The organism is Anoxybacillus ayderensis, assembly GCF_013761015.1.
GTDB lineage: Bacteria > Bacillota > Bacilli > Bacillales > Anoxybacillaceae > Anoxybacillus > Anoxybacillus ayderensis.
Map to the genome: position 1 here is coordinate 373,350 of NZ_JACDUV010000002.1, position 21,396 is coordinate 394,745.

A 21,396-nucleotide genomic window follows, 5' to 3' on the forward strand; every position below is an offset into this window, starting at 1 on the left:
AATTTTCTAAATATATAGTACAATAAAAATGAATGAACAACCATTCATAAAAGGGGATGAGAAGATGAAGGGGAAAGTTGTGATTGTGACAGGCGGTTCAAGCGGCATGGGAAAATATATGGCGAAGCGTTTTGCGGATGAAGGAGCGCATGTCGTCATTACCGGAAGAAGAAAGGAAGCGCTTGAAGAAGCGGCGAAAGACATCGGGGGAAGCGTGCTTCCGATCGTCATGGACGTCCGTCAACCAGAATTAGTCGCCGCGATGGTAAAAGAAACAGATGAACGGTTCGGAAAAATTGATGCGTTAATTAATAACGCCGCAGGCAACTTTATTTGTCCAGCAGAAAAGCTATCGATTAACGGTTGGAATAGCGTCATCGACATCGTTTTAAATGGAACGTTTTATTGCAGTCGGGAAGTCGGAAACTATTGGATTGAAAAAGGACAAAAAGGATCGATCATTAACATCGTTGCTACATATGCTTGGGGAGCGGGGGCAGGCGTCATTCATTCGGCATGCGCCAAAGCAGGCGTGCTAACGATGACGCGCACGTTAGCGGTCGAATGGGGAAAAAAATACGGCTTTCGCGTCAACGCTATCGCTCCCGGTCCGATTGAGCGAACAGGTGGAGCAGAAAAGCTTATTTTATCAGAGGAGATGGAAAAGCGTGTGAAAGATAGCGTGCCGCTCGGTCGTTTCGGTACGCCAGAAGAAATTGCAGCAGTCGCGTCGTTTTTACTTTCTGATGCGGCCGCATACATTAATGGCGAGTGCATTACGGTCGACGGCGGGCAATGGCTCAATCAACATCCGTTTTAAAGCGACGTTTGCTGGCGTCGCTTTTCTTCTGTTTCCCGACAAGCACTTTTATTTTTCTTATGATATAATGAGTGAAAAAAACGGGGGAGGAAGCGTCGTTTTGGATGCGCTAGACATTTTAACACACATCGATCAAGTCGTTCCGTATTACCAACCGATTTTTAGCGCCGACGAGCAATGCATCGTCGGATATGAAGTGCTTGGGCGCTTTCAACAAGGAGATGAAGTAATGAGCCTCGGCCCATTTTTTCACGACGAAACGGTTCCAGAGGAGTTTCGCATGGAAGTCGACTTGGCGGTAACGACAAAAGCGCTCGAACAGTTTGTTCACGAGCAGCCCGCATCGCTCATTTTCATTAATCGTGATGCGAACGTGTTAATGATCGATCGGGGAGAATCGTTTTTGCAACTTCTTCTTCAATATAAAGAAAAAGGACTGAAGTTAAACCAAGTCGTCCTTGAAATAACCGAGCATCATTTTAAAGGCGACATTCAACAGCTCGGGCACGTATTGACGTATTTGCGTACATACGGCATTCAAATTGCGGTTGATAATATTGGGAAAGAAAGCAGCAACTTAGATCGCATTCGGTTGTTAGCACCCGATTTATTAAAAATTGATTTGCGTGCGTTGCGCACGTCAGCGACAGCGGTATCGTACGATGATGTGCTTTATTCCATTTCGCTTTTAGCGCGGAAAATTGGGGCGACCCTTTTATATGAAGGGATAGAAAACGCCTTTCAACTTCAATATGCGTGGCGAAACGGCGGCCGATATTATCAAGGCTATTATTTGCACGAACCGTCACCGTCATTTCTTCCGCCACATTTATTAAAAGAAACGTTGCGCAATCAGTTTCATACGTTCATTCAACATGAAAAAAAGAAACTGCAAACGTTATACGATATTTCCGAACAATTTCAAGCGCGCGTATCCGAGCTCGTCGCCAAACATAAAAAAGCCTCATCGTTTAACGAACTCATTTCCGCCCTAGCCAAACATTTAAGCGATTGTAGTTTTCGCATTTACGTATGCGATGAAGACGGATTTCAACAGTCCGCGAACATATTTAAACGAGGTGAAACGTGGGAGCTACAGCCGCAATACGAAATGAAAAATTGGAGCTGGCGTCCGTATTTTTTAGAAAATATTATTCGCATGCGCTCCCGCAAACGAGGCATTTTATCTGATTTGTACAGCGACATTGAAACAGGTGAAACGATTCGCACATACTCGTATCCGATTGATGAACATCATTATTTGTTTATCGATTTAACGTATGAATATTTATTTGAACATAACGCCCATCTGTAATAAAATATCGTTCGCGGTGGAAAAGTAAGCATAAGGCGCAAACGTTGTGTCACGCCAAGGCGATGTTTGCGCACCGTTTCCTAGAGAGGTGGGCGATGATGGATACATTTTCTTGGATGCTTTTACTTGTTGCTAGCGGGGTATTAGTCGGGGGACTTGTTTATACGTATCAAGTAGGAAAGCGACAAAAAGTGCAAGGTGAATACGATGCGCCCGTCAGCGAAAAAGTGGCTGCCCATCCGTATGTCCGCAATCCGATTTTTATTGCATACATCGTGTTTGTCGCTCTTTTGCTCGGGTATATCGCATACGTTGCCATTCAAACGTAAAAGCCCGCTTTTGTGGGCTTTCGTTTTTGTTTACTTTTTTCGCGAATCTTGGTACAGTAGTGAATAGTCGCTGAAATACGTATCGGAAAGGAATGAATGTCATGTCGCAATTATTAGGCATTATCCAACGGTTAATTAGCTTACAAGAACAAAAAACAGGAACGAACGAAGCGCCACAACGTAACTTTGAAATCAATGGTGAAAAAAAATGTAGCGTGACATATTATGAAAAAACGAACACGTTCGTATTAGAAGTGTACGAAAAAGGCGAAAAGCCGAAATCGTATCAATTCGACAACATTGATATGATCGCCATTGAAATTTTTGATTTGTTGAATTAAGTCTTCACATCGGTGAAGGCTTTTTTATTATACTTCTCGCTTTTCCATATGGAAACGAACATGATACAATGACAAATGGGGATTATATTGTGAAAGGCGGAATGACGATGCAACAACCATCGCTGACTGAACTGATGATTCCGTCCGATAAAGTGGCGCACGTGCAAGTGGGGAATCATTTACAACACGCGTTACTCGTCTTAACGCGCACAGGATACTCAGCTATCCCGGTATTAGATATGACGTATAAACTGCAAGGGCTCATTAGTATGACGATGATTATGGATGCCATTTTAGGTATTGAGCGCATCGAGTTCGAGCGGCTTGACACGATGAAAGTCGAACAAGTGATGCAGCGCAACATGCCGCGCCTACATATAAACGATTCATTTTTAAAGGCGTTGAAGTTGCTTATTGATCACCCATTTTTATGCGTAGAAAATGATGACGGTTATTTTGTAGGCATTGTGACGCGGCGTGAAATGTTAAAGCGGTTCAATCGCTCGATGTACGAAAAGCGACAATAGGCTTGTCACCGTTTATTTCATTTGTTAAAGTAAAAAAATAAAACGATAAGGAGGAAGTTGCGATGATGATGGACGCAAATGAAATCATTTCCTTTATTCAAAACAGCAAAAAGAAAACACCTGTGAAAGTATACATAAAAGGGGACGTCGCTGACATTGATTTTGGCCCGAGCGCGAAAACATTTATTACAGGTCAGACAGGCGTCGTATTTGGCGAATGGGCAGACATTGAAGCAGCGCTTGAAGCGAACAAACATAAAATCGAAGACTACGTCGTGGAAAACGACCGTCGCAATTCTGCGATTCCACTTCTTGATTTAAAACATATAAAAGCGCGCATCGAGCCGGGAGCGATTATTCGCGATCAAGTGCAAATTGGCGACAATGCCGTCATTATGATGGGTGCGGTCATTAATATCGGCGCCGTTGTTGGTGAAGGAACGATGATCGACATGAACGCTGTGCTTGGCGGACGTGCGACAGTCGGAAAAAACTGCCACGTTGGTGCGGGAGCAGTACTTGCTGGTGTCATTGAGCCACCGTCAGCTAAACCGGTCATTGTAGAAGATGATGTGATGATCGGAGCAAACGCGGTCATTTTAGAAGGAGTAACGGTCGGAAAAGGTGCGGTCGTTGCCGCAGGTGCGATCGTGACAGAAGATGTGCCTCCATATACCGTTGTTGCAGGTGTTCCGGCGCGCGTCATTAAACAAATTGACGAAAAAACAAAAGCAAAAGTAGAAATTAAACAAGAACTTCGCCAACTATAAAGCGTGGAATGGATCCACGCTTTTTTCAAAAGGAGGATAAAAATGTTTGTAAACATCCGCCGCGATTTGCATCAAATTCCTGAGCTCGGCTTTCAAGAGTGGAAAACACAGCGATACATATTAGATTATTTAGCTCGTCTCCCACAAGAACGGTTGCAAATGAAAACGTGGCGCACAGGCATTTTTGTGCGTGTTCTCGGCATGGCACCGACGAAAACGATCGGCTATCGGGCGGATATGGACGGATTGCCGATTGACGAACAAACAGACGTGCCGTTTCGCTCGACGCATGAAGGACGCATGCATGCATGTGGACACGATATGCATATGGCGATTGCGCTTGGTGTGCTTACTCACGTCGTCCATCATCCGATTGACGACGACATGCTTTTTATTTTTCAACCTGCGGAAGAAGGACCGGGCGGGGCGCTTCCGATGCTTGAAAGCGATGAAATGAAACAATGGATGCCCGATATGGTGATCGCTTTGCATATTGCCCCTGAATATCCGGTCGGAACGATTGCGACAAAAGAAGGGTTATTGTTTGCGAATACGTCCGAGCTTTTTATTGATTTAATCGGCAAAGGAGGACATGCGGCGTTTCCGCATGAAACGAAAGATATGGTCGTTGCCGCCAGCGCCCTCATTATGCAGCTGCAAACGATCGTCTCGCGCAACGTCAATCCGCTAGATAGCGCGGTCATTACGATTGGCAAACTGACGAGCGGCACCGTACAAAACGTTATCGCCGAGCGGGCAAGACTAGAAGGGACGATTCGCACGTTATCTCCGGAAGCGATGGAAAAAGTAAAAGGGCGCATTGAAGCGATCGTGCGCGGCATCGAAGTTGCTTACGACTGCGAAGCGCATATTGATTACGGTTCGATGTATTACCAAGTGTATAACGATGAAGCGTTAACGAATGAATTTATGCAATTTGTGGAACAAAAAACAGATGTTCATCTCGTTCGTTGTCAAGAAGCGATGACGGGCGAAGATTTCGGCTACATGCTCGCGCGCATTCCCGGCTTTATGTTTTGGCTCGGCGTGCAATCTCCGTTCGGTTTGCATCATGCCAAATTAAATCCGAACGAACAAGCGATCGATGTCGCTATTGAACTTTTGACTCGCTATATCGCTTGGAAAGGAAATCATAAAGTAAAGGAAGAAGAATGATGAAATTACGAGAACTTATGCCATCATTAGACGGAGCAACAGTCGTACTAAACGAAAACGTCACTCGCGAACAGCTCATCGGCAAACCGACGCTTATTCATTTTTGGGCGGTGAGCTGCCATCTTTGTAAAGACGGAATCAAACAAGTGAACGTCTTTCGCGATCGTTATGAAGGACAATTAAACGTCATCTCCATCCATATGCCGCGACGCGACGGTGATGAAAACGTTGAAGTCGTCAAACAGCTTGCGGAACAATATGGGATTACACATCCGCTTCTCATTGACAACAATCATCGGTTAAAAGAGGCGTTTGATAACCGGTGCGTACCGACGTATTACGTATTTGATGCCAACGGTATATTTCGCCATTACCAAGCAGGAAGCGGCGGAATGAATATGTTAGAAAAACGAATCATCCGCGTCATTGATGAATATCGAACAAGAGGGGATATGTCGTGAAGAAAAAAGAATTTGCTGTCATCGGTCTCGGGCGTTTTGGAGGTAGCGTATGTCGCACGTTAAGTGAGCAAGGAATGGAAGTGCTTGCGATTGATGTAGACGAAGAGAAAGTGAACGAATATGCATCGATTGCCTCACAAGCCGTCGTTGCCGATTCAACGGACGAAAACGTTTTGAAAAGTTTAGGCATTCGCAACTTTGACCACGTCATCGTTGCCATCGGTGACAACATTCAAGCGAGCATTTTAACAACGCTTATTTTAAAAGAGCTCGGCGTCGAAAAAATTACGGTAAAAGCGACGAACGATTATCATGAAAAAGTGCTGAAAAAAATTGGTGCCGACCATATCGTTCATCCTGAGCGAGATATGGGCGAAAGAATTGCGAACAATATGATTTCAAACAACGTGCTTGACTATTTAGAACTGTCCGATCGCCATAGCATCGTCGAAATTGTCGCAAACGAACGGCTCCATGGTCATTCGCTTCTTGAGTTAGACATTCGCGCCAAATACGGCATTAACATCGTTGCGATCAAACGAAACAACGACATTATCGTTTCACCGCTTGCCTCAGAAGTCATTTACGCAGGTGATATTTTAATCGTCATCGGTGCCGATCAAGACATTGACCGGTTCGAAAGCGAAGTCGTTGGGGAATAAAAAGAAGGTGTCCAAACGGACACCTTCTTTTCAACAGTTTGAAAAAAAGAAGCGAATACCCCGCTTCTTTTTTTGACAAGTTTTCGAGTCCGCCACTTATTAGTCGCCTGCGGATGAGCGACAAGTTTTCAAATCATTTGTCCGATCTTTTGCCACCGCAATTTCCAATGGTGGCGAAAAGACAATCGTAGGTAACTAAAACACCCTACATTTATATTTTCATTATATTCAACGGAATTTATTCTGTCAATGAACATACTTGTTAAATTCCTTATTATACCAAATAAAGAAGCTGTCTTTTTTCTCCTACAAACATTTCACTCATCCCAATAAAATATTTGAAAGTAAAGGAGAAAATGAAATTATACTTCCATAATAATTGGTAAAATCATTGGCTTGCGTTTCGTTTTTTCGTATAAAAACGGTGCGAGCGTATCGGTAATTTCTGTTTTAATGTCCGACCATTGATTTGTTCCTTGTTCAAGCAGCTGTTGTAAATGTTTGGCGATCAGTTGTTGGGCATCGCTAATTAAGTTGCCGGATTCACGCATATAAACGAATCCGCGCGAAATAATGTCTGGTCCGGAAGCGATTTTCATTTCTTTCATATTGATGCTTACAACGACGATCACTAATCCTTCTTCTGACAAAATGCGGCGGTCGCGCAAGACGATGTTGCCGATATCGCCAATGCCGCTTCCGTCGATATATACGGAACCGGACGGAATTTTGCCGACGATGCTTGCCCCTTCTTCACTAATGCCGAGCACATCCCCATTGTCCATAATAAAGCAGTTTTCTTCTGGGACACCGCAATCGACCGCAAGTTTCACATGCATTTTTTGCATGCGATATTCACCATGAATCGGCATAAAATATTTCGGTTTCATTAAGCGAATCATTAATTTTTGTTCTTCTTGTCCGCCGTGACCAGACGTATGAATGTCGCTAAGCGGTCCGTGAATGACTTCCGCTCCTGCGCGCGCAAGCATATTAATAATGCGATTGACGCTTACGGTATTGCCCGGAATTGGCGAAGACGAAAAGACGACTGTATCGCCCGGCATAATTTGAATTTGACGATGCGACCCGTTAGCGATGCGCGACAACGCTGCCATCGGCTCGCCTTGACTTCCGGTACAAAGAATCGTGACGCGATGGGCAGGGAGGCGATTAATTTGCGCCGCATCGACAAACGTATCTTTCGGACATTTAATGTAGCCGAGCTGTTGGCCAATTTCAATAGCCGCTTCCATGCTTCGTCCGAATACGGCGATTTTTCGATTGTTTAATACAGCGGCTTCTGTCACTTGTTGTAAGCGGTGAATGTTCGAAGCGAACGTCGCAAAAATAATGCGCCCTTGCACTTTTCGGAAAATGTCGTGAATGCTTTCACCGACGCGCCGTTCCGACATTGTAAAATGAGGGATTTCGCTATTTGTGCTATCAGACAATAAACAAAGGACGCCTTCTTTTCCGATTTCGGCCATTTTCGTTAAGTTCGCTGGCTCGCCAACAGGCGTAAAGTCGAATTTAAAGTCGCCCGTATGCACGATTTGTCCGACCGGCGTTTTGACGACGATGCCGTAGCTATCTGGAATGCTGTGCGTTGTACGGAAAAATGTAACCGCTGTTTTTCCGAACGAAATGACGTCGTCTTCTTTTATTTCAATGAGCTTCGTTTGACGCAACAATCCGTGCTCTTCTAGTTTATTGCGAATGAGCCCGAGCGCCAATTTGCCGCCGTAAATCGGGACGTTCACTTGGCGAAGCAAATACGGAATGCCGCCAATATGGTCTTCATGTCCGTGCGTAATAAATAACCCTTTAATGTTTTCCGCATTTTTCACTAAATAGCTGTAATCAGGGATGACGTAATCGATGCCGAGCAATTCGTCTTCCGGAAATTTAATGCCGGCATCAATGATGATGATTTCATCTTCATATTGCACGCCATATGTATTTTTCCCAATTTCGCCTAGACCGCCGAGAGCGAAAACACCGACTTGCTTATTTTTTAACATGTTCATTGTTTAATCTCCAATACGTGAAAATGAGCGTTTTGTTGTTCGTACGCTAAATGCGCTCCCTCAAGCGGTTGAATGTATTCAATATTGATATGACGGTCTTGTAATTTTCGGCGCACATCTCGCTCGCTATCCGCTTCAATGTATAGCGTCTTCGTTTTTTCTCTTACAGGTACTTCATCGATCGTATCTTGGTAAAACACTTTAAAAATCAACGTTCATCTCTCCTTTTTGTCATTCGTTTAAAAATAAAGCGATATTTAGCTCCGGACGCTTTCCGCTTTTCTTATTATATATAAAAAGTGTGGAATGGGAAACAAAATTGAAAAGAAGCCCTTCAATAGAAGGGCTCGTACAACTACGCAATCGATTTTCTGCGCAAAAGTTCTTTCCATTGTTTGAGCAGCTTGCGTTTCAACTTTTTCAACATGACGCATCACTCCTCACTTTTATTGTATCCGATTTTGCAGGAAAGTAAATGTCTTCTCTATGATTTATTATAAGAAGATCATCGACAAATTTTGCATAGGAAAATATGCCATTGTTTAACCGATTCGTTGACAATGTGACGCAATTCCGTTACGGTAGGTTTGTGAACTTTTACACGAGGAGCGAGAAACATGGAGAGAAAGATCGTTTTTTTTGATATTGATGGGACGTTGTTAGATCATGAGAAACAGTTGCCGACATCGACATATGAAGCGATACAAGAATTAAAAAAGCAAGGGGTATATGTGGCGATCGCGACGGGAAGGGCGCCGTTTATGTTTGAATCGCTTCGAGAAAAGCTTGGCATCGAATCGTTTGTTAGCTTTAACGGACAATATGTCGTTTTTGAAAAAGAAGTGATTTACAATCAACCGCTTGATCGCGAACGGCTTCACGCATTAAAACAAATGGCGCACGACAATGAACATCCGCTTATTTTCATGGACGCTGACACGATGCGTGCGAGTGTAGCTGATCATCCGTACATTCACGAAAGCATGGGAAGTTTAAAATCTATCCATCCGCCATACGATGAAACGTATTACGAACGAAATGACATTTATCAAGCGCTTTTGTTTTGTAAGCCGGAAGAAGAACAGCAGTACGTCACAGCGTTTCCGACGTTTCATTTTGTGCGCTGGCATGCGGTATCCACAGATATTTTACCGTATGGCGGCTCTAAAGCAGAAGGAATTAAAAAAATGATCGCGCAGCTCGGCATTGCGCGCGAAAACGTATATGCGTTCGGCGACGGGTTAAACGATACGGAAATGTTGCGCTTTGTCGGCACAGGGGTAGCGATGGGGAACGGACATGAAGAAGCGAAAAAAGTAGCCGATTTCGTTACAAAACCGGTCGATGAAGATGGCATTTTATTCGGTTTACGTCAGCTTGGGCTGTTGAAATAAAAGGTGTCCGCGATGGACACCTTTTTTGCGCTTTTCTTAACGTTCAATCGGAATGGCGCCAGCTGGCACGTCGTACGGATGTTGTTTATTTATATGATCATAGAACATAATGCCGTTTAAATGGTCAATTTCATGTTGAAACACGATGGCAGGCAATCCTTTTAAACGTAGCTTCACCGTTTCGCCTTCAAGCGTCGTCCCGGTGACGGTAATGCGCATATAGCGCGGAACGTAGCCGGGGATCGGCTCGTCGACGGATAAACATCCTTCTCCGCTCGTTAAATAACACATTTCAACGGAATGGCTTACAATTTTCGGATTAAATAACGCATAGCTATGTAACATTCCTTTTTCGTCCGTCACATGCACCGCAATCATGCGCTTTGAAACGTTAATTTGCGGCGCAGCTAAGCCGATGCCCGGACGAAGTCCATACGTTTTCGCTAGCTCTGGATCTTGGCTCATTTTTACATATTCCAACAAGCTCGCTAAAATGCGGCGATCTTCTTCGGATGGGGGAAGCGGCACTTCTTCAGCTATTTTTCGTAACGTCGGATGACCGTCTTTAATAATATCTCTCATCGTAATCACGTTGTTTCACTCCCTACTCGCATTGTAAACCATTTTTATTATGAAGGATGGAATGAAAAAGTGCAATTGCGTGAGAAACATACATATCCACGTTGTAAAACAGAAATAATACAGATCGACAGAAAATAGTATAACAGATTCATAACACAGTTAAAATTTTCTAATTTTCATTTTTATATAGAACGTTGCAAGCAAACTGATTGACGAGCGTTGTCGAACGGTGTAAACTGAAAGATGTAAAAAAACAGTTGTATTAATCACACTTGCTTTTCTCATTAATACAGCTTTCAATACACAACGTGTGGTAAAAAGAAACCGTTTTTGGGCAAATTAAAAGGTGCATCATTTTACGTTTTGAAAAGAAAGGATGAGGTGAACAAAATGGGTAAAAAACCCCTATTTGATGTGAAAAAGCAACTTGAAAAAGTCGCTGAGCAGTTCCCGACATTTCAAATTTTAAATGAAAAAGGCGAAGTCGTAAACGAAGCGGCGATGCCAAATTTAACAGATGAACAATTGAAAGAATTAATGCGCCGCATGGTATACACGCGCGTGCTTGACCAACGTTGCATTTCATTAAACCGTCAAGGACGTCTCGGCTTCTATGCGCCAACAGCAGGACAAGAAGCGAGCCAATTAGCGAGCCATTTTGCGTTAGAAAAAGAAGATTTCATTTTACCGGGCTATCGTGACGTTCCACAAATGATTTGGCACGGTTTACCGCTTTACCAAGCATTTTTATTTTCACGCGGTCATTTCCACGGCAACCAAATTCCTGAAGGTGTCAACGTGTTGCCGCCACAAATCATTATCGGTGCCCAAATTATCCAAACAGCCGGCGTTGCGCTCGGTATGAAAAAACGTGGCAAAAAAGCGGTCGCAGTTACATATACAGGTGACGGCGGTGCATCGCAAGGGGACTTCTACGAAGGATTGAACTTTGCCGGGGCATTTAACGCGCCAGCGATCTTTATCGTTCAAAACAACCGTTTTGCGATTTCAACGCCAGTCGAAAAACAATCTGCCGCAAAAACAATCGCTCAAAAAGCGGTCGCTGCAGGTATTCCAGGTATTCAAGTAGACGGAATGGATCCGCTTGCGGTATATGTGGCGGTGCGTGACGCTCGCGAGCGCGCGATTAACGGCGAAGGTCCAACGTTAATTGAAACGCTTTGCTTCCGTTACGGTCCACATACGATGGCGGGAGACGACCCAACGCGCTATCGTTCAAAAGAGCTTGAAAACGAATGGGAGAAAAAAGATCCGCTCGTTCGCTTCCGCAAGTTTTTAGAAAATAAAGGATTATGGAGCGAAGAAGAAGAAAATCGCGTCATTGAACAAGCGAAAGAAGACATTAAAGAAGCGATTAAGAAAGCGGACGAAACACCAAAACAAAAAGTGACAGACTTAATGTCGATCATGTACGAAGAAATGCCAGCGTTCTTAAAAGAGCAATACGAAATTTATAAAGAAAAGGAGTCGAAGTAACCAATGGCGCAAATGACAATGATTCAAGCAATCACGGATGCGTTGCGCGTAGAAATGCGCAAAGACCCGAACGTTCTCGTGTTCGGTGAAGACGTCGGTGTAAACGGCGGGGTATTCCGCGCGACAGAAGGATTGCAAGCAGAGTTTGGCGAAGATCGCGTATTCGACACACCGCTTGCAGAATCAGGAATTGGCGGTTTAGCGATCGGTTTAGCATTACAAGGATTCCGTCCTGTGCCTGAAATTCAGTTTTTCGGATTCGTATACGAAGTGATGGACTCAATTTCTGGTCAAATGGCGCGCATGCGCTATCGTACTGGCGGGCGTTTCCATGCGCCAATTACTGTTCGTTCGCCATTCGGTGGTGGCGTACATACGCCAGAATTGCACGCAGATAGCTTAGAAGGGCTTGTCGCTCAACAGCCGGGATTAAAAGTCGTCATCCCATCAACGCCATATGATGCGAAAGGATTATTAATTTCAGCGATTCGCGACAACGACCCTGTCATTTTCTTAGAGCATATGAAATTGTATCGCTCATTCCGCCAAGAAGTTCCAGAAGGCGAATATACAATTCCGATCGGCAAGGCGGACATTAAACGTGAAGGAACAGACGTATCGGTCATCACATACGGTGCGATGGTACATGAATCGTTAAAAGCAGCAGCGGAGCTTGAAAAAGAAGGCATCTCTGTTGAAGTCGTAGACTTGCGCACGGTTCAACCGTTAGATATTGAAACAATTATCGCATCGGTTGAAAAAACAGGCCGCGCGGTCGTTGTACAAGAAGCACAAAAACAAGCAGGTATTGCGGCAAACGTTGTTGCAGAAATTAACGAACGTGCGATTCTTAGCCTTGAAGCGCCAGTATTGCGCGTAGCGGCACCTGATACAGTATATCCATTCTCACAAGCAGAGCCAGTATGGTTACCGAACTTTAAAGATGTGATCGAAACAGTGAAAAAAGTCATGACGTTTTAATGGAGGGGAATGTCCCCTCCACATTTAAGAAATAGGAGGTTGAGATACATGGCATTTGAATTTAAATTACCGGACATCGGTGAAGGAATTCACGAAGGTGAAATTGTCAAATGGTTTGTAAAACCGGGCGATGAAGTAAACGAAGACGACGTACTTTGCGAAGTACAAAACGATAAAGCAGTTGTCGAAATTCCATCTCCAGTAAAAGGAAAAGTGTTAGAAGTTTTAGTGAGTGAAGGAACAGTCGCAACCGTTGGTCAAACGTTAATTAAATTTGATGCGCCGGGATACGAAAACTTAAAGTTCAAAGGCGATCATGGCGATGAGCCAAAAGTAGAAGAAAAGAAAGAAGAAGTGAAACAAGAGCAAGCCGCGCCAGCACAACCGAAAAAGCGCGTCATCGCGATGCCATCTGTGCGCAAATATGCGCGTGAAAAAGGTGTCGACATTCGCCTCGTTCAAGGAACAGGCAAAAACGGTCGCGTGTTAAAACAAGATATTGATGCGTACTTAGCAGGCGGCACAGCGCCACAAACAGAAGCGAAAGCGCAAGCGGTAGAAGAAAAAGTTGCGCCAGCACAACAACAAAAAGCAGCGCCAACAGCTCAACCGGTCGTATTAGAAGGCGAGTTCCCAGAAACACGCGAAAAAATGAGCGGCATTCGTCGCGCGATTGCAAAAGCGATGGTCAACTCGAAACATACAGCGCCGCACGTCACATTAATGGACGAAGTCGATGTGACAAAACTTGTTGCGCATCGTAAGAAATTTAAAGATGTCGCAGCGCAAAAAGGCATTAAGTTAACGTTCTTACCATATGTCGTTAAAGCGTTAACGTCTGCGCTTCGCGAATATCCAGCGCTTAACACATCAATTGACGATGCGACAGAAGAAATCGTTCATAAACATTACTACAACATCGGAATTGCAGCGGACACAGATAAAGGCTTGCTCGTTCCTGTTGTTAAACATGCGGACCGCAAATCAATTTTTGCGATCGCAAAAGAAATTAACGAACTCGCAACAAAAGCGCGTGAAGGCAAATTAGCGCCAAACGAAATGAAAGGTGCCACATGCACAATTACAAACATCGGTTCCGCAGGCGGTCAATGGTTTACACCGGTCATTAACCATCCAGAAGTAGCGATTTTAGGCATCGGCCGCATTTCAGAAAAACCGATCGTGCGCGATGGTGAAATTGTCATCGCTCCAGTATTAGCGTTGTCGTTAAGCTTCGACCACCGTATGATCGACGGTGCAACAGCGCAAAACGCGTTAAATCACATTAAACGTTTATTAAACGATCCTGAATTATTATTAATGGAGGCGTAATGCGATGGTAGTAGGCGATTTCGCAATTGAAACAGAAACTCTCGTCGTCGGTGCAGGTCCTGGCGGTTACGTTGCAGCCATTCGTGCAGCGCAACTCGGTCAAAAAGTAACGATCGTTGAAAAAGGAAACCTTGGTGGAGTGTGCTTAAACGTTGGATGTATTCCATCCAAAGCGCTCATCTCTGCAGGTCACCGTTATGAAATTGCGACACATTCACAAGATATGGGTATTTTCGCAGAAAACGTAAAAGTTGACTTTGCGAAAGTGCAAGAGTGGAAAGCTGGTGTCGTGAAAAAATTAACAGGCGGTGTCGAAGGGTTATTAAAAGGTAATAAAGTTGAAATCGTGCGCGGAGAAGCGTATTTCGTGGACGAAAATACCGTTCGCGTCATGACAGAAAATAGCGCGCAAACGTACAAATTTAAAAATGCCATTATCGCAACAGGTTCTCGCCCAATCGAGTTGCCGACGTTTAAATTTTCGAAGCGCGTGCTTGATTCAACAGGTGCATTAAACTTACCGGACATTCCAAAATCGATGGTCGTCATCGGCGGCGGTTACATCGGTACAGAATTAGGAACAGCATACGCAAACTTTGGAACGAAAATTACGATTTTAGAAGGTGCGGATGAAATTTTATCTGGCTTTGAAAAGCAAATGAGCGCAGTCGTTCGTCGCCGCTTAAAGAAAAAAGGAGTAGACGTCTTTACAAACGCGCTTGCGAAAGGTGTCGAAGAGCGTGAAGACGGCGTAACCGTAACATTTGAAGTAAACGGCGAAACGAAAACGATTGACGCAGAATACGTGCTTGTCACAGTCGGTCGCCGTCCGAATACAGAAGAGATGGGACTTGAACAAATCGGCGTGAAAATGACAGAGCGCGGCTTAATTGAAATTGACAAACAATGCCGCACAAGCGTACCGAACATTTATGCGATCGGTGACGTCGTTGCAGGCCCACCGCTTGCGCATAAAGCATCATACGAAGGAAAAATTGCAGCTGAAGCGATCGCTGGTCATCCATCTGAAATTGACTACTTAGCCATTCCAGCTGTCGTCTTCTCTGACCCTGAATGCGCATCTGTCGGTTACTTTGAAAAACAAGCGATCGAAGAAGGAATTGACGTCATTACAGCGAAATTCCCGTTCGGTGCAAACGGCCGTGCCCTTGCGTTAAACGAAACAGATGGCTTCTTAAAGCTTGTCTTAACGAAAGATGATGGCGTCATTATTGGGGCGCAAATTGTCGGTCCGAACGCATCAGATATGATCGCCGAGCTCGGTTTAGCAATTGAAGCAGGCATGACAGCAGAAGATATTGCGATGACGATTCACGCGCATCCAACCCTTGGAGAAATTACAATGGAAGCGGCAGAAGTGGCGCTTGGCAGCCCAATTCATATTATTAACAAATAAAGAGGATGGCTTCGCCGTCCTCTTTTTCATGATTTTTTCAAGACGATCATATGATGTTCATGAGGGGTGTGTGAACATATGTATATCGTCTTTTTACTTCAAATGATCATATGGAGTTTGTTTTCATTTATCGAATGGAGATCGGCACACGATCATTTTATTTTCAAGGCGTTATTATTTGGCATATTCATATATATTGCTTTTTTGCTTGCGCTTCGGTTGCATTTAACGAAAAAGCGCGCATGTTGGACAACCTTATTGACGATTGCCGTCTATTTCGTTTGCCGCGAGCTTTTTTGGTCTTATCTTTTATAATAATACATGATGCGCCCATTAAATAAATGCAGTTTTCCTGCCATTTGTTTAGCGAAAAATTTGCATAGTTCGTTCGCTTTCCCTTTATCGCCGTGCGTCGCTTGTTTTGGCAAGACGAACTGCACAGCACGGTCGTGCACGCGACATTCAATCATATGATAGCGATCATCTTTTCCGACTAACAAAATGCGGTCTTCTTTTGTGACGATATCATATGGAAAAGCGGATTGGGCATAGTCCCATGCGAGCTGTTCGCCTGTTTTTTGCGCGATGTTTCGATATTGTTCGAGCAGTTGTTTGCATTGTTCTAACGTTACCGTCTCCCATGTTGATGCAGGGACAAGTTCAATGGTAGCTGTATGAGCCATTTTTTTCACCTCAAGCATTTTGAAATCACTTTCATTTTATCATGGATCTATATGAAAAAACAAATAATTGCGAAAATATGAATAGTACGATATAATAAAGCTTAATACACAAGAAGGAGGGAACGATATGCACGTATTTGAAAAATTGTATGATGAGCATGAAAAAGTAAAAGTGAGGTTTGTCGGCTTTACGACGAAAGACGTCCGATACGACTTTGGCATCGTGTATACAAATATGTTTTTTGGTAAACCACTTGTCATCTGTATGCAAACAGGCCGCTCTGCTCTCCTCGACCCGAAAGACATCGAAGACCACGACTATTTACAACGAACGTTCCGCATTGACACGAAAGAACAAGCTGAAGATTTAGCGGAATTTTTCTCAGACATTTTACCAACGACACCTTATGCTGAACAATATGAGTAAGAGGCGTGAAATACGTCTCTTTTTTTATTTAAATATGTCATACTAATTTCTATTGACAAAATAAATGTGACATATTATTATGAAATCAGTAAAACGTTTTCAAACATTCCAAAGGAAAAGGGGTTATCGGGGATGGGTACAATTGTATGCCAAACATGCAATGCGACAATCGATCATTTTGAGGACGAAAAAGTAACGGTATTGTACGGTCAATGTAGCGGTTGCGATTGTGAAGACGAGGAATAACATATAGAACGGAACAAACTTTGGGGGATGAGGAGACAATATAGAGAAAGAGACTGGTTTTCGCCAGTCTCTTTTTTAAAAGGCGGAGCATTGCACTCCGCCTTTATCGCTTATGATGCTCTTTAATGACGCGTAACGTTTGTAACGTGTCGTCTTCTGGACCTTGAACAGGCAAGCCGACTTCTATATTTTTGCGAATGTAGTTTAAATTTTCTTCCGTAATAATTTCACCCGGAATGAAAATTGGAATGCCAGGTGGATATACCATGACAAACTCAGCGATAATGCGCCCTGCCGATTCGTCAAACGGCACGACTTCCGTTTCCGAATAAAACGCATCGCGCGGCGTAAGCGCAAGGACAGGAATGTCTGGTAAAAGCACTTTCGGTTTTTTTCCGACTTCGGCTTGATGGCGAAATTCGTTTGATAAACGACGAAGCGCTTCGACTAATACGCCCGTCTCCCGTTCTGTATCGCCCGGTGTAATAATACATAAAATGTTGTATAAGTCGGACAACTCAACTTCAATGTTGTAATGTTCGCGAAGCCATTTTTCGACTTCATAGCCCGTCAATCCGAGCTCTTTAACTGAAATGATAAGCTTCGTTGGGTCATAGTCAAACGTCGCTTTTGTGCCGATAATTTCTTTTCCGACGCAATATAAATAGTCGATGTCGTTAATTTGCTTGCGCGTTTCATTCGCGAGGCGAATCGCCTGTTCCGCTAGCTCATGTCCCTCTGTCGCAAGTCGTTTGCGCGCCACATCAAGCGAAGCAAGCAACAAGTAAGACGTCGATGTCGTCGTTAACATGCTTAAAATGGCCTGCACTCGTTTTGGCGACACAAGCCCTTCTTTCACGTTTAAAATCGAACTTTGCGTCATCGAACCGCCAAGTTTATGCACGCTCGTCGCCGACATATCCGCCCCTGCCTGCATCGCTGAAAGCGGCAAATCTTCATGAAAGTGAATGTGTACGCCATGCGCCTCATCGACAAGGACAGGGACGTTGTATGCGTGCGCAATGTCAACGATGCGTTTTAAGTCGCCCGCAATGCCAAAGTACGTCGGGTTAATGACGAGCACCCCTTTAGCGTCTGGATGTTGCTTTAACGCCGCTTCTACTGCTTCTGGTGTAATGCCATGTGAAATACCAAGCTCTTTATCAATTTCAGGATGAACGAAAATCGGTGTCGCTCCCGAAAAGACAATCGCCGCCATGACCGATTTATGCACGTTTCGTGGAACGATAATTTTATCGCCAGGGCCTGCGACAGACATGACCATCGTCATAATGGCGCCGCTCGTTCCTTGCACGGAGAAAAACGTATAGTCCGCCCCGAACGCTTCCGCTGCTAACTGTTGGGCGCGTTTAATCATTCCTTTTGGCTGATGTAAATCATCAAGCGGACCGATATTAATTAAATCCATCGCTAACGCATTTTCTCCAATAAAGGAGCGAAACTGCTCGTCCATTCCTGCTCCTTTTTTATGACCAGGAATATGAAATTGAATCGGATTTTTCTTTATATGCTCTAACAGTCCGGTAAATAACGGTGTTTCATACTGTGACAATTTCGCTGTACACCTCTTTAACTTGGATTTACATAAAACAAAGTGAATTATAGCACTTCTTTATACGTTTGGAAAGATGATTTTTTTGCTTAAAAATCAAAACGATTGCATATTTCTTCATTTATTGTTTGTGAAGGACTTTTCTTTATGAGCGAAGAATGATAAAAAGTAAAGGGGGAATGATGTGTGAACTGGAACACGAGAGTAACCGAGCTGTTAGGCATCCGTTATCCGATTATTCAAGGTGGATTGGCGTATTTGGCGTATGCGGATTTAGCGGCGGCGGTATCGAATGCCGGGGGGCTAGGGCAAATTACGGCAATGTCGCTTGAGACGCCAGATGAGTTGCGAGAAGAAATTAAAAAAGTGCGCGAAAAAACGGACAAGCCGTTTGGAGTCAATTTTGCGATCGGACAACATGGACGCCCGTTTGCGCACATGCTCGATGTGGCAATTGAAGAAAACGTGCCGGTCATTTCGATGACGGGCGGAAATCCTGCGCCCATTTTTGAACAGTTAAAAGGAGTATCCGTGAAAAAGCTTGTGCTCGTGGCGGCAGTACGTCAAGCGGTGAAAGCGGAAGAGCTTGGGGCGGATGCGGTCATGGTTGTCGGTCAAGAAGGGGGAGGGCATCTCGGCAAGCACGATATCGGGACGTTCGTATTAGTGCCGCGCGTCGTCGATTCCGTATCGATTCCTGTCATCGCTTCAGGGGGGATCGGAGATGGGCGCGGCTTGATGGCTGCGCTTGCGCTTGGAGCAGAAGGTATTGAAATGGGCACGCGCTTTATTGCGACAAAAGAATGCATTCATGCCCATCCCGTGTATAAACAAATGCTTGTGGAACGCACAGAAAGCGACACCATCGTCATTAAACGTACGCTCGGTGCGCCTGCGCGCGCCTTGTTAAACGAATGGACGGAAAAAATTTTACAGTTTGAACAAGAAGGAAAAGGATACGAACAGTTAAAAGAGTACATTAGCGGAAAGGCGAACAAACGATTCATTTACGACGGCCGTACGGAAGAAGGATTTGCATGGGCGGGACAAGTGATCGGACTCATTCGTGACGTGCCGACAGTGAGTGAACTTTTTGTGCGCATGATTCAAGAGGCGGAACAAATTCGCGCACGTTGGGCAAACTAAAACAGACAGCGAAAAAGAAAGGTGAACATCATGAAATATGCATACCCGATTGATTACAGTTGGTCAACAGAAGAAATCATTGACGTCATTAAGTTTTACGAAGGCGTTGAACAAGCATACGAACGGGGCATTGAGCGAGAGCAGCTAATGAACTTATATCGTCGTTTTAAAGAAATTGTCCCAAGCAAAGCGGAAGAGCGAAAACTATGCGATGAATTTGAAAAAGTAAGCGGCTATTCACCGTATCAAACGATGAAAAAAGGAAAAGAGTTGTCCGCCGGAGATATTGTAAAAATGTAAAGTTGCATATCCCCTTTCCGTTACATAGTATATAAAAAAGAATTTTCAGAAAAAAAGAACGGAAGGGGTGCACAATATGAAAAAAACAGCTGATGCATTTAAGAAAATGGACGGAGAACGACGAATAAAAGTATTAAAGCTTGAAGTCGATTACGAACTAGCCACCCTTTATGAAGCGATGTTAGAAAATAACGAAGCGAAAAAAAACGAATGTAAACGAAAATTAGAAAGACTGCGCCAAGAACTCATTCGTCTGTCGAACTGAAAGGCGGCAAGCGCCGCCTTTTCTACATAAGTATATGCAGGAGGTCTTATATGTGGAACGAAATTGATCAACATATGCAGCATTGGATTCGCGAAGCAGGGGAGCGCATACGCGATGCGTTTCAAACGAAACTAAAAATCGAAACGAAATCAAGCCCGTCCGACTTAGTGACAAACGTCGATCGGGAAATTGAGCAATTTTTTATTGAACGCATTCGCCAAACGTATCCGACGCATCGCATTTTAGGAGAAGAAGGATTCGGTGATACGCTTGAAGCGCTAGACGGCATCGTTTGGATCATCGACCCGATTGACGGAACGATGAATTTCGTTCATCAACAGCGTCATTTTGCGATTTCTGTCGGGGTGTTTCAAGATGGCGTCGGCATGCTTGGCTACATTTACGACGTCGCTTTTGATGAGCTATATTATGCCCAAAAAGGAAAAGGGGCGTTTGTAAACGGCACGCCGCTTCCCCCACTTGAAAAAACGTCGCTTGACCGTGCGATCATTTCACTAAACGCGACGTGGGTGACGGAAAATCGCCGCATCGACCCGAACGTCCTCGCCCCGCTTGTGAAAAAAGCGCGCGGCACTCGTTCATACGGCTCGGCTGCGTTAGAAATGGCATATATCGCTTCAGGCAAACTCGATGCGTACATCACGCTTCGTTTGTCGCCGTGGGATATTGCCGGCGGGATGGTTATCGTGCAAGAAGTAGGTGGGATCGTGACAAACTTGTACGGTGAGCCCCTCAATATGATTGAGAAAAGCTCCGTATTCGTCTCGAAGCCGGGGTTACATGAAGAAGTGCTTGCGATCATTCAGCGCTAACGAATCGTTAGCGCATTTTTTTCTTCCTTTTCAATGAAAATCCGACGCCCATGACGGCAAATAAAGCAACGACGGACGCGACGATCGCTGGAACATGTCGGTAAGCAATCGCAATGCCGATGCTAATCATCGCCGCCGTGGCAAGTAGTGCAATCATAAAAAAAAGCGGTTGAAATTTGTTCATTTTCTTCCTCCTCATCCTCTTTCCTTTTAGGTTACAACAAAACATTCCGCTTTTCTACTATGTTTATGCTATAATAGACGCGCAATGTTGAAAAATAGGAGTTGA

General features: G+C 44.3%; 27 protein-coding genes. 21 read left to right on the forward strand and 6 right to left on the reverse strand.

Annotation, left to right across the window (positions count from 1 at the left end):
• Positions 1-64: 64 nt before the first annotated feature.
• From fadH to HNR63_RS04280, 9 genes are all read left to right on the forward strand, one after another.
• The gene (gene fadH / locus HNR63_RS04240) at positions 65-820 is read left to right on the forward strand and encodes a 2,4-dienoyl-CoA reductase (protein WP_009362591.1); all 756 of its coding nucleotides are present in this window, start codon (positions 65-67) and stop codon (positions 818-820) included.
• 100 nt (positions 821-920) lie between these two features.
• Positions 921-2,135, forward strand: coding sequence for an EAL domain-containing protein (locus HNR63_RS04245; protein WP_181519880.1), 1,215 nt, complete (start codon positions 921-923; stop codon positions 2,133-2,135).
• A gap of 95 nt (positions 2,136-2,230) precedes the next feature.
• Positions 2,231-2,464 carry a hypothetical protein gene (locus HNR63_RS04250; RefSeq protein WP_052025515.1) on the forward strand — a complete coding sequence of 78 codons (234 nt, stop codon included), beginning with the start codon at positions 2,231-2,233 and terminating at the stop codon, positions 2,462-2,464.
• 101 nt (positions 2,465-2,565) lie between these two features.
• The gene (locus HNR63_RS04255) at positions 2,566-2,805 is read left to right on the forward strand and encodes a YkuJ family protein (protein ID WP_021094469.1); all 240 of its coding nucleotides are present in this window, start codon (positions 2,566-2,568) and stop codon (positions 2,803-2,805) included.
• 68 nt (positions 2,806-2,873) lie between these two features.
• The gene (cbpB, locus tag HNR63_RS04260; RefSeq protein WP_181519881.1) at positions 2,874-3,332 is read left to right on the forward strand and encodes a cyclic-di-AMP-binding protein CbpB; all 459 of its coding nucleotides are present in this window, start codon (positions 2,874-2,876) and stop codon (positions 3,330-3,332) included.
• A gap of 62 nt (positions 3,333-3,394) precedes the next feature.
• Complete coding sequence (gene dapD / locus HNR63_RS04265; protein ID WP_009362595.1) at positions 3,395-4,102, forward strand: 2,3,4,5-tetrahydropyridine-2,6-dicarboxylate N-acetyltransferase; 708 nt, start codon at positions 3,395-3,397, stop codon at positions 4,100-4,102.
• 42 nt (positions 4,103-4,144) lie between these two features.
• Complete coding sequence (locus tag HNR63_RS04270; RefSeq protein ID WP_181519882.1) at positions 4,145-5,278, forward strand: N-acetyldiaminopimelate deacetylase; 1,134 nt, start codon at positions 4,145-4,147, stop codon at positions 5,276-5,278.
• Positions 5,278-5,739, forward strand: coding sequence for a TlpA disulfide reductase family protein (locus tag HNR63_RS04275; protein ID WP_181519922.1), 462 nt, complete (start codon positions 5,278-5,280; stop codon positions 5,737-5,739). Before HNR63_RS04270 ends, HNR63_RS04275 begins: the two co-directional genes overlap by 1 nt.
• Positions 5,736-6,401 (forward strand): potassium channel family protein, encoded by a 666-nt coding sequence (locus tag HNR63_RS04280; RefSeq protein WP_021094464.1) that lies wholly within the window; start codon positions 5,736-5,738, stop codon positions 6,399-6,401. Before HNR63_RS04275 ends, HNR63_RS04280 begins: the two co-directional genes overlap by 4 nt.
• A 362-nt stretch (positions 6,402-6,763) precedes the next feature.
• Here the strand turns inward: HNR63_RS04280 and rnjA are convergent, their stop codons facing one another.
• Together rnjA and HNR63_RS04290 are read right to left on the reverse strand one after the other, a co-directional pair.
• Positions 6,764-8,431 carry a ribonuclease J1 gene (gene rnjA / locus HNR63_RS04285; protein ID WP_035064035.1) on the reverse strand — a complete coding sequence of 556 codons (1,668 nt, stop codon included), beginning with the start codon at positions 8,429-8,431 and terminating at the stop codon, positions 6,764-6,766.
• Positions 8,428-8,643: a DNA-dependent RNA polymerase subunit epsilon gene (locus HNR63_RS04290; RefSeq protein ID WP_021094462.1), complete on the reverse strand. Its 216-nt coding sequence runs from the start codon at positions 8,641-8,643 to the stop codon at positions 8,428-8,430. Before HNR63_RS04290 ends, rnjA begins: the two co-directional genes overlap by 4 nt.
• Before the next feature lie 405 nt (positions 8,644-9,048).
• Between HNR63_RS04290 and HNR63_RS04295 the strand changes: the two genes are divergently transcribed.
• On the forward strand, positions 9,049-9,825 hold the full coding sequence (locus tag HNR63_RS04295; protein ID WP_181519883.1) for a Cof-type HAD-IIB family hydrolase: 777 nt from the start codon (positions 9,049-9,051) through the stop codon (positions 9,823-9,825).
• A 36-nt stretch (positions 9,826-9,861) separates the two neighbouring features.
• Here the strand turns inward: HNR63_RS04295 and def are convergent, their stop codons facing one another.
• Positions 9,862-10,416, reverse strand: a complete 555-nt coding sequence (def, locus tag HNR63_RS04300; protein ID WP_181519884.1) for a peptide deformylase — start codon at positions 10,414-10,416, stop codon at positions 9,862-9,864.
• A gap of 381 nt (positions 10,417-10,797) precedes the next feature.
• Between def and pdhA the strand changes: the two genes are divergently transcribed.
• The 5 genes from pdhA to HNR63_RS04325 all read left to right on the forward strand — a co-directional run bounded on the left by pdhA (position 10,798) and on the right by HNR63_RS04325 (position 15,949).
• Complete coding sequence (gene pdhA / locus HNR63_RS04305) at positions 10,798-11,904, forward strand: pyruvate dehydrogenase (acetyl-transferring) E1 component subunit alpha (protein ID WP_021094459.1); 1,107 nt, start codon at positions 10,798-10,800, stop codon at positions 11,902-11,904.
• A gap of 3 nt (positions 11,905-11,907) precedes the next feature.
• Positions 11,908-12,885: an alpha-ketoacid dehydrogenase subunit beta gene (locus HNR63_RS04310; RefSeq protein ID WP_043968180.1), complete on the forward strand. Its 978-nt coding sequence runs from the start codon at positions 11,908-11,910 to the stop codon at positions 12,883-12,885.
• A 48-nt stretch (positions 12,886-12,933) separates the two neighbouring features.
• Positions 12,934-14,217, forward strand: a complete 1,284-nt coding sequence (locus HNR63_RS04315; RefSeq protein WP_181519885.1) for a dihydrolipoamide acetyltransferase family protein — start codon at positions 12,934-12,936, stop codon at positions 14,215-14,217.
• A 4-nt stretch (positions 14,218-14,221) separates the two neighbouring features.
• Positions 14,222-15,634, forward strand: coding sequence for a dihydrolipoyl dehydrogenase (gene lpdA / locus HNR63_RS04320; RefSeq protein WP_181519886.1), 1,413 nt, complete (start codon positions 14,222-14,224; stop codon positions 15,632-15,634).
• A gap of 78 nt (positions 15,635-15,712) precedes the next feature.
• Positions 15,713-15,949 (forward strand): hypothetical protein, encoded by a 237-nt coding sequence (locus tag HNR63_RS04325; RefSeq protein WP_035063062.1) that lies wholly within the window; start codon positions 15,713-15,715, stop codon positions 15,947-15,949.
• Here the strand turns inward: HNR63_RS04325 and HNR63_RS04330 are convergent.
• Positions 15,937-16,317: a DUF1885 family protein gene (locus HNR63_RS04330; RefSeq protein WP_181519923.1), complete on the reverse strand. Its 381-nt coding sequence runs from the start codon at positions 16,315-16,317 to the stop codon at positions 15,937-15,939. The genes HNR63_RS04325 and HNR63_RS04330 overlap by 13 nt on opposite strands.
• A gap of 127 nt (positions 16,318-16,444) precedes the next feature.
• Between HNR63_RS04330 and HNR63_RS04335 the strand changes: the two genes are divergently transcribed.
• A complete protein-coding gene (locus HNR63_RS04335; protein ID WP_035046692.1) occupies positions 16,445-16,744 on the forward strand; it encodes a DUF3055 domain-containing protein in 300 nt (99 codons plus the stop codon).
• 132 nt (positions 16,745-16,876) lie between these two features.
• The gene (locus HNR63_RS04340) at positions 16,877-16,990 is read left to right on the forward strand and encodes a GapA-binding peptide SR1P (protein ID WP_019417972.1); all 114 of its coding nucleotides are present in this window, start codon (positions 16,877-16,879) and stop codon (positions 16,988-16,990) included.
• A 103-nt stretch (positions 16,991-17,093) separates the two neighbouring features.
• Here the strand turns inward: HNR63_RS04340 and HNR63_RS04345 are convergent, their stop codons facing one another.
• Positions 17,094-18,563, reverse strand: coding sequence for an aminotransferase class I/II-fold pyridoxal phosphate-dependent enzyme (locus tag HNR63_RS04345; protein ID WP_181519887.1), 1,470 nt, complete (start codon positions 18,561-18,563; stop codon positions 17,094-17,096).
• 186 nt (positions 18,564-18,749) lie between these two features.
• Between HNR63_RS04345 and HNR63_RS04350 the strand changes: the two genes are divergently transcribed.
• From HNR63_RS04350 to HNR63_RS04365, 4 genes are all read left to right on the forward strand, one after another.
• Positions 18,750-19,709, forward strand: coding sequence for a nitronate monooxygenase (locus HNR63_RS04350; RefSeq protein ID WP_181519888.1), 960 nt, complete (start codon positions 18,750-18,752; stop codon positions 19,707-19,709).
• Positions 19,710-19,739: 30 nt separating this feature from the next.
• Positions 19,740-20,009 (forward strand): UPF0223 family protein, encoded by a 270-nt coding sequence (locus HNR63_RS04355; protein ID WP_042533757.1) that lies wholly within the window; start codon positions 19,740-19,742, stop codon positions 20,007-20,009.
• A 76-nt stretch (positions 20,010-20,085) separates the two neighbouring features.
• The gene (locus HNR63_RS04360; RefSeq protein ID WP_042533759.1) at positions 20,086-20,274 is read left to right on the forward strand and encodes a hypothetical protein; all 189 of its coding nucleotides are present in this window, start codon (positions 20,086-20,088) and stop codon (positions 20,272-20,274) included.
• A gap of 50 nt (positions 20,275-20,324) precedes the next feature.
• A complete protein-coding gene (locus HNR63_RS04365) occupies positions 20,325-21,107 on the forward strand; it encodes an inositol monophosphatase family protein (RefSeq protein WP_181519889.1) in 783 nt (260 codons plus the stop codon).
• Positions 21,108-21,114: 7 nt separating this feature from the next.
• On the opposite strand, the gene HNR63_RS04370 is transcribed toward HNR63_RS04365, so the two are convergent.
• Complete coding sequence (locus HNR63_RS04370) at positions 21,115-21,291, reverse strand: DUF5325 family protein (RefSeq protein ID WP_160289320.1); 177 nt, start codon at positions 21,289-21,291, stop codon at positions 21,115-21,117.
• Positions 21,292-21,396: the final 105 nt, after the last annotated feature.

Bases quoted from the DNA above. Each gene is read 5' to 3' on its own strand.
- fadH (WP_009362591.1), top strand. From the start codon at position 65: ATGAAGGGGAAAGTTGTGATTGTGACAGGCGGTTCAAGCGGCATGGGA.
- HNR63_RS04250 (WP_052025515.1), top strand. From the start codon at position 2,231: ATGATGGATACATTTTCTTGGATGCTTTTACTTGTTGCTAGCGGGGTA.
- HNR63_RS04255 (WP_021094469.1), top strand. From the start codon at position 2,566: ATGTCGCAATTATTAGGCATTATCCAACGGTTAATTAGCTTACAAGAA.
- cbpB (WP_181519881.1), top strand. From the start codon at position 2,874: ATGACAAATGGGGATTATATTGTGAAAGGCGGAATGACGATGCAACAA.
- dapD (WP_009362595.1), top strand. From the start codon at position 3,395: ATGATGATGGACGCAAATGAAATCATTTCCTTTATTCAAAACAGCAAA.
- HNR63_RS04270 (WP_181519882.1), top strand. From the start codon at position 4,145: ATGTTTGTAAACATCCGCCGCGATTTGCATCAAATTCCTGAGCTCGGC.
- HNR63_RS04275 (WP_181519922.1), top strand. From the start codon at position 5,278: ATGAAATTACGAGAACTTATGCCATCATTAGACGGAGCAACAGTCGTA.
- rnjA (WP_035064035.1), bottom strand. From the start codon at position 8,431: ATGAACATGTTAAAAAATAAGCAAGTCGGTGTTTTCGCTCTCGGCGGT.
- HNR63_RS04295 (WP_181519883.1), top strand. From the start codon at position 9,049: ATGGAGAGAAAGATCGTTTTTTTTGATATTGATGGGACGTTGTTAGAT.
- pdhA (WP_021094459.1), top strand. From the start codon at position 10,798: ATGGGTAAAAAACCCCTATTTGATGTGAAAAAGCAACTTGAAAAAGTC.
- HNR63_RS04310 (WP_043968180.1), top strand. From the start codon at position 11,908: ATGGCGCAAATGACAATGATTCAAGCAATCACGGATGCGTTGCGCGTA.
- HNR63_RS04315 (WP_181519885.1), top strand. From the start codon at position 12,934: ATGGCATTTGAATTTAAATTACCGGACATCGGTGAAGGAATTCACGAA.
- lpdA (WP_181519886.1), top strand. From the start codon at position 14,222: ATGGTAGTAGGCGATTTCGCAATTGAAACAGAAACTCTCGTCGTCGGT.
- HNR63_RS04325 (WP_035063062.1), top strand. From the start codon at position 15,713: ATGTATATCGTCTTTTTACTTCAAATGATCATATGGAGTTTGTTTTCA.
- HNR63_RS04330 (WP_181519923.1), bottom strand. From the start codon at position 16,317: ATGGCTCATACAGCTACCATTGAACTTGTCCCTGCATCAACATGGGAG.
- HNR63_RS04335 (WP_035046692.1), top strand. From the start codon at position 16,445: ATGCACGTATTTGAAAAATTGTATGATGAGCATGAAAAAGTAAAAGTG.
- HNR63_RS04340 (WP_019417972.1), top strand. From the start codon at position 16,877: ATGGGTACAATTGTATGCCAAACATGCAATGCGACAATCGATCATTTT.
- HNR63_RS04355 (WP_042533757.1), top strand. From the start codon at position 19,740: ATGAAATATGCATACCCGATTGATTACAGTTGGTCAACAGAAGAAATC.
- HNR63_RS04360 (WP_042533759.1), top strand. From the start codon at position 20,086: ATGAAAAAAACAGCTGATGCATTTAAGAAAATGGACGGAGAACGACGA.
- HNR63_RS04365 (WP_181519889.1), top strand. From the start codon at position 20,325: ATGTGGAACGAAATTGATCAACATATGCAGCATTGGATTCGCGAAGCA.
- HNR63_RS04370 (WP_160289320.1), bottom strand. From the start codon at position 21,291: ATGAACAAATTTCAACCGCTTTTTTTTATGATTGCACTACTTGCCACG.